This window comes from Micromonospora rosaria (assembly GCF_001567585.1).
GTDB classification, from domain to species: domain Bacteria; phylum Actinomycetota; class Actinomycetes; order Mycobacteriales; family Micromonosporaceae; genus Micromonospora; species Micromonospora rosaria.
In genome coordinates this window covers 65,570-71,736 of sequence record NZ_LRQV01000018.1, presented here as the reverse complement: position 1 = coordinate 71,736, position 6,167 = coordinate 65,570, and the positions used below count along the sequence as shown (strand labels likewise).

The window sequence follows — 6,167 nt, the reverse complement described above, 5'->3', positions numbered from 1 at the left end:
CGGCCCCGGCGACCGGACCGCCGGCGGGGTCGAACCGGCCCGTGCCGGTGCGCCCCGGCCCACCCCGGACGTTCACTGAGGCAACCGCCGGCCAGCTCCGCGCCGGCCTCGGCGACCGCCTCACCGGTGCGCTGCCGGGGCACCGGCAGCTCCTCCTCGACCCGTTCGCCGGCCCAGGCGGCCGGCTGTCCCAGAGGTTGGGACGCCGGGCAGAGTGCCGGGTGGGATGCGGCGCAGGCGGGCCGGCGGTGCGCCGTGGCCGTTGCCGACTGCTCGTGGTGACCCGGCCGACAGCTCTCCCCCTGGGCGCAGCCGTGTTCGGCCTCCCCGTGCGCCATCCGGTCTCCTCACCTTCGCCAGCGCCGGAGGATCGTCCCCGACGTGCCCTGTCACCGTACTGGCCGGCACAGAGGCGGTACACAGCCCCCGGCCGGGCGGACCGGATGGGCCGTTCGACGGATGCCCGGCCGGTCGGGGTCGTTCCCGGGTCGGAGGTACGGCGGCGCCCGGTGTGGTGTGATCGCGGCGTGCGAGTGCCGGCGTGGCTCGGGTCGGGAACGGCCGGCCGTGACCTGATGCTGGCCGGCCTGTCGCTGGCCGGCGGCCTGCTCCTGCACGGGCTGGGCCTGCGCGCCGGCGTCGGCTGGTACCCGGTCGTGCCACGGGCCGCCTTCCTGGTGCCGCTGGTGGTGGTCTGCGTGGCGGTCGGCCTGCGCCGGGTGGCCACCCGCACCGGGCTGACGCTGGGCACCGTCGCGATCGTCGCGGACCTGCTCCTCGGCGGTTCCCTGGCCACCTCGCTCGTCTACACCCAGGTGCTCTACGACTCCTGCGTGTACGGCTCCGCCCGGCTGTGGCGGCGGCTGCTGCGGGTCACCGTCGCGCTGACCGTGGTCGTCCCGGTGGCCGGTGTGGCGCTGCTGCGGGACTGGCGCGCGGTGGCGCTCGGCGTGCTGGTGGCGCTGGTCGGACTGCTGCCGGTGCTGACCGGGACCACCGTGCGGCAGTACCGCGACCAGGCCGCCGCCGAGCGGGTCCGGGCCGAGCAGACCGCCCGGCTGGTCGAGTGGGACCGGCGGCAGGCGGTCGGCGCGGAGCGGTCCCGGATGGCCCGGGAACTGCACGACGTGATCGCCAACCATCTCAGCGCGGTGGCCATCCACGCCACCGCCGCGCTCTCCGTGCCCGGGTTGGACCGGGCGCAGGTGGACTCGGCGTTGCGGGTGATCCGGGAGAACAGCGTGCAGGGCCTGGCCGAGATGCGGCAGATGATCGGCCTGCTGCGGGAGCCGGCCGGGGACGGGCCGGGCACGGACCTCGCCGAGGAGGCCACCCGGGCCCGGCTCAGCGAGGTGGACGTGCTGGTGACCCGGGCACGGGCGGCCGGCCTGGCGGTACGCGACCGGGTGGACGGGGTGCCCCGACCGCTGCCGGTGGCGGTGGACCTCGCCGGGTACCGGATCGTGCAGGAGTCGCTGACCAACGCGCTCAAGCACGGTGCCGGCGAGACGACGCTGGAGATCGCGTACCGGCCGGGGGTGGTGGTCGTGACGGTGACCAACCCGGTGCGCGCCGGGCGCGACGGGCTGGCCGGGGCGGGCGCCGGCCTGATCGGGATGCGGGAGCGGGCGGTGCTGCTCGACGGCGCCTTCGCCGCCGACGAGGTGGACGGCACCTGGCGGATCCGCGCGGAACTACCCACGACGGAGGCGACATGACCGAGCGGTCGGAGGGTCCGGTGCGGGTGGTGCTCGCCGACGACCAGGAGGCGGTACGGGCGGGCCTGGCCCTGATCCTCACCGGGACGCCCGACGTGACCGTGGTCGGGCAGGCCGCCGACGGACGCGAGGCGGTACGCCTGTGCCGGTCGTTGCGGCCGGACGTCGCCGTGCTCGACGTGCGGATGCCGGTGCTGGACGGGATCTCGGCCACCCGGGAGATCGTCGCCGACGGCCTGGCCGACGTGCTGGTGCTGACCACCTTCGACCTCGACGAGTACGTCTTCGGCGCGCTGCGCGCCGGGGCGGCCGGGTTCCTGCTCAAGGACACCGACGCGGCGGGGCTGGTGGCGGCGGTACGGACCGTGGCGCGCGGCGAGGGGATCATCGCCCCGGCGGTGACCCGGCGGTTGATCAGCGCGTTCGCGGCGACCACCCCGGGGGCGTCGGCGGCGACCCGGGCGGCGGTCGGGACGCTGACGCCCCGGGAACGGGACGTGCTGGCCTGTCTGGGGCTGGGCCTGTCGAACCAGCAGATCGCCGACCGGCTGGCGCTGGCGGAGAGCACCACCAAGACCCACGTCAGCCGGATCCTGGCGAAACTGGAGCTGCGCAGCCGGGTGCAGGCCGCCATCCTGGCCCAGGAACTGGCCCTGCCCGCGCCACCCGACTGACCCGCCGCGCCCGCGCGGTACCGGTGATGGCAGGGTGGGGGCGTGGGGTCTGGTACCGAGTTGTCGGCGACGCTGCGGCGCATCGAGAAGGCCGCCGGGGCGCTGGCGACCGCCAGTGTGGCCCGGATGGACGAGTCCCTGCCCTGGTTCCGGGCGCTCCCGGCCGAGCAGCGCTCCTGGGTCATGCTGGTCGCCCAGGCCGGCGTCCGCTCCCTGGTGCAGTGGCTGCGCGACGGCGGCGGCACGGCGGACAGCAGCCAGGAGGTCTCCGACGAGGTCTTCGCCACCGCCCCGCACTCGCTGGCCCGCTCGATCAGTCTCCAGCAGACCGTCGCCCTGATCCAGGTCACCATCGACGTGGTCGAGGAGCAGACCGGGCAGCTCGCCGCCCCGGGTGAGGAGCAGCAGCTCCGCGAGGTGGTGCTGCGCTTCTCCCGGGAGATCGCCTTCGCCGCCGCGCGGGCGTACGCCCGCGCCGCCGAGTTCCGGGGGTCGTGGGACGCCCGGTTGCAGGCGCTGCTGGTCGACGCGCTGCTGCGCGGCGACTCCCCGGACGTACTGGCCAGCCGGGCGGCGGCGCTGGGCTGGACGGACGCGCCGCCGGTGGCGGTGGCGGTGGGTCGTTCCCCGGGCGGCGAGGTCTCCGCCGTGCTGCACACCGTCTACCGGCAGGCCCGCCGGATCGGGGTGGAGGTGATCGGCGGGGTGCACGGCGACCGGCTGGTCGTGGTGCTGGGTGGCGCGGCCGACCCGGTGGCCGCCACGGAGAAGCTGCTGGAGGCGTTCGGCGAGGGGCCGGTCGTGGTGGGACCGGCGGTGCCGAGCCTGGACGGGGCGACCGAGTCGGCCCGGGCCGCGCTGGCCGGGTTCCGGGCGGCCCCGGCCTGGCCCACCGCGCCCCGCCCGGTGCCGGCGGCGGACCTGCTGCCGGAGCGCGTGCTGGCCGGCGACGCCGAGGCCCGCCGACGGCTGCGCCACGACGTGTACGCCGGACTGGTCCGGGTCGGCGGCGAGCTGTTGGAGACCCTGGACGCCTTCTTCGCCGCCGGTGGCACGCTGGAGAGCGCCGCCCGCGCCCTCTTCGTGCACCCCAACACCGTGCGGTACCGGCTCCGCCGGGTCAGCGAGGTGACCGGCTTCTCCCCGCTCGCCCCCCGGGACGCGTTCACCCTCCAGATGGCGCTGACGATCGGACGGCTGGACCCGGTGCCCAGCAGCCCGACCAAAACGGCATCCGGCGGCAGAACCGCCCAGAAGTCCGACGACCAGCGCTGATCTTTGTAGGATCCCTCTAAAGGTTCTAGTGCGGTTTGGTGCACGTCGACACAGCGCAACCTCCGAGTATCCGGAAGAGTCATAAGCGTGCTCGCCGTCCTCTCGCCCGGCCAGGGTTCGCAGAAACCCGGCTTCCTGACCCCATGGCTCGACCTGACCGGCACCGAGGCGCGGCTGCGCTGGTGGTCGGCGCTGGCCGGGGTCGACCTGGTCCACCTCGGCACCGCGGCCGACGCCGAGGAGATCAAGGACACCGCCCGGACCCAGCCGCTGCTGGTCGCGGCGGCCCTGCTCGCCGCCGAGCACCTGCCGATGCACGACGTGGCGGTCACCGCCGGTCACAGCGTCGGTGAGCTGGGCGCGACGGCGCTGGCCGGGGTGCTGTCGGCCGAGACGGCGATCACCCTCGCCGGGGTCCGGGGCCGGGAGATGGCCGCCGCCTGCGCGCTGGAGCCCACCGGCATGGCCGCCATGCTCGGCGGTGACGCCGACGAGGTGCTCGCCGCCGTCGACGCCGCCGGCCTGTACCCCGCCAACCGCAACGCCGCCGGTCAGGTCGTCGCCGCCGGCACCCTCGCCGGGCTGGACAAGCTCGCCGCCGAGCCGCCGGCGAAGACCCGGGTGGTCCGGCTGAAGGTGGCCGGGGCGTTCCACACGCCGTACATGACGCCGGCCGAGGAGAGCCTCGCCGCGCTGACCGCCGGGATCACGCCGAGCGACCCGACCCGGATCCTGCTGTCCAACCTCGACGGCTCGGCGGTCGGCCACGGCCGGGACATGGTGCAGCGGCTGGTCCGCCAGGTCACCGCCCCGGTCCGGTGGGACCTGTGCATGCGGACGCTGGCCGACCTCGGGGTCACCGGCGTGCTCGAGCTGCCGCCGGCCGGCACGCTCGCCGGCCTGGTCAAGCGGGAGCTGAAGGGCGCCGGCGCGCCGGAGATCGTCACCCTGAACACCCCCGACGACCTGCCCGCCGCCCGGGACCTGATCGCCCGGCACGGCGGTACGCCGGGGCCGCGACCCACCCCCGCCTTCCAGGTGGTGGTCGCCCCCGCGCCGGGCACCTTCGAGCCGGCCGCCGAGCTGGCCGAGGGCGTCCACGTGCGTACCGGCGAGGTCATCGGCCGGGTCGTCACCGGGCAGGGGCCGGTCGAGGTGACCGCGCACGGCACCGGCGTCCTCACCGGGTGGCTCGCCCCCCATCACGCCCCGGTCGCTCCCGGGCAGCCCCTGGCCCGCATCGGCGGTCCCGCATGACCGCGCCGGCCCGGGGCACCTACCTCAGGGAGGTATCCGCCATGAGCGAGCACAGCGAGCGAATCATCAAGGTCGGTCCTCATGCGGACGCCGAGCACAGCGAGGTGGCGCCATGAGCGAGCACAGCGAGCGAATCATGAACGTCGGTCCTCATGCGGACGCCGAGCACAGCGAGGTGGCAGCGTGAGCGAGCACAGCGAGCGAATCATCATTCTGGGTTTCCGTGCGGACGCCGGACGCAGCGAGGTGGCAGCGTGAGTGGTAGTCGGATCGTTTCACTCGGTCACTACCAGCCGTCGCGGGTGGTGACCAACGACGAGATCGCGCAACTGGTCTCGACCAACGACGAGTGGATCCGGGACCGGGTGGGCATCGTCTCGCGCCGGATCGCCGAGAGCAGCGAGTCGGTGGCCGACATGGCCGCCGCGGCGGCCGACAAGGCGCTGGCCAACTCCGGGCTCACCGCCGCCGACATCGACCTGGTCGTCGTGGCCACCTGCACGGCGGCCGACCGCAGCCCGAACGTGGCCTGCCGGGTCGCCGGCAAGCTCGGCATCACCGCCCCCGGGGCGTACGACATCAACACCGCGTGCTCGGGCTTCGCGTACGCGCTCGGCACGGTCGACCACGCGATCCGCGCGGGGGCGTCCCGCAACGCGCTGGTGATCGGCGCCGAGAAGCTCTCCGACGTCGTGGACTGGACGGACCGGACGACCTGCATCATCTTCGCCGACGGGGCGGGCGCCGCGGTGCTCACCGCCACCGGTGAGGGCGAGCCCGCCGGGGTCGGCCCGGTGGTCTGGGGTTCCGTGCCGGAGAAGAGCGACGCGGTCCGCATCGAGGGCTGGCGGCCGTACGTCCGGCAGGAGGGGCAGTCGGTGTTCCGGTGGGCGACCACCTCGCTGGCCCCGCTGGCCCTGCAGGCGTGCGAGCGGGCCGGGGTGGCCCCGGAGGAGATCGCCGCGTTCGTGCCGCACCAGGCCAACACCCGGATCATCGACGGTATCGCCCGCCGGCTGGGGATGCCCCACGCGGTCGTCGCGAAGGACATCGTCGAGTCCGGCAACACCTCGGCGGCGAGCGTGCCGCTGGCCCTGTCCAAGCTGGTCGAGCGGCGGGAGGTGCCCTCCGGGGCGCCGGTCCTGCTGTTCGGCTTCGGTGGCGGCCTGACCTACGCCGGCCAGGTCGTCCGCTGCCCATGAGGTCCGGCGTGAGCGCCGGGTCCGTGCCCGTCAGGTCCGGC

Annotated in this window: 6 protein-coding genes; 5 read left to right on the top strand and 1 reads right to left on the bottom strand. The window is 75.1% G+C overall.

All coding sequences use genetic code 11. The annotated features are described in order from the left end of the window. Positions 1-338, bottom strand: a 338-nt coding sequence (locus AWW66_RS34290; RefSeq protein ID WP_083978321.1) for a hypothetical protein, incomplete at its 3' end; no start/stop codon positions are given. A gap of 189 nt (positions 339-527) precedes the next feature. On the opposite strand from AWW66_RS34290, the gene AWW66_RS08160 reads away from it, so the two are divergent. The 5 genes from AWW66_RS08160 to AWW66_RS08140 all read left to right on the top strand — a co-directional run bounded on the left by AWW66_RS08160 (position 528) and on the right by AWW66_RS08140 (position 6,126). Then, positions 528-1,718: a sensor histidine kinase gene (locus AWW66_RS08160; protein WP_245648022.1), complete on the top strand. Its 1,191-nt coding sequence runs from the start codon at positions 528-530 to the stop codon at positions 1,716-1,718. Continuing rightward, positions 1,715-2,392 carry a response regulator gene (locus AWW66_RS08155; protein ID WP_067362090.1) on the top strand — a complete coding sequence of 226 codons (678 nt, stop codon included), beginning with the start codon at positions 1,715-1,717 and terminating at the stop codon, positions 2,390-2,392. Before AWW66_RS08160 ends, AWW66_RS08155 begins: the two co-directional genes overlap by 4 nt. Positions 2,393-2,434: 42 nt before the next feature. Then, entirely contained in the window at positions 2,435-3,667 is a 1,233-nt protein-coding gene (locus tag AWW66_RS08150; RefSeq protein WP_067362087.1) for a PucR family transcriptional regulator, read from the top strand. Between the two features lie 87 nt (positions 3,668-3,754). Beyond that, positions 3,755-4,924, top strand: a complete 1,170-nt coding sequence (locus AWW66_RS08145) for an acyltransferase domain-containing protein (RefSeq protein WP_067362085.1) — start codon at positions 3,755-3,757, stop codon at positions 4,922-4,924. Between the two features lie 254 nt (positions 4,925-5,178). Continuing rightward, positions 5,179-6,126: a beta-ketoacyl-ACP synthase III gene (locus tag AWW66_RS08140; RefSeq protein WP_067362082.1), complete on the top strand. Its 948-nt coding sequence runs from the start codon at positions 5,179-5,181 to the stop codon at positions 6,124-6,126. Positions 6,127-6,167: the final 41 nt, after the last annotated feature.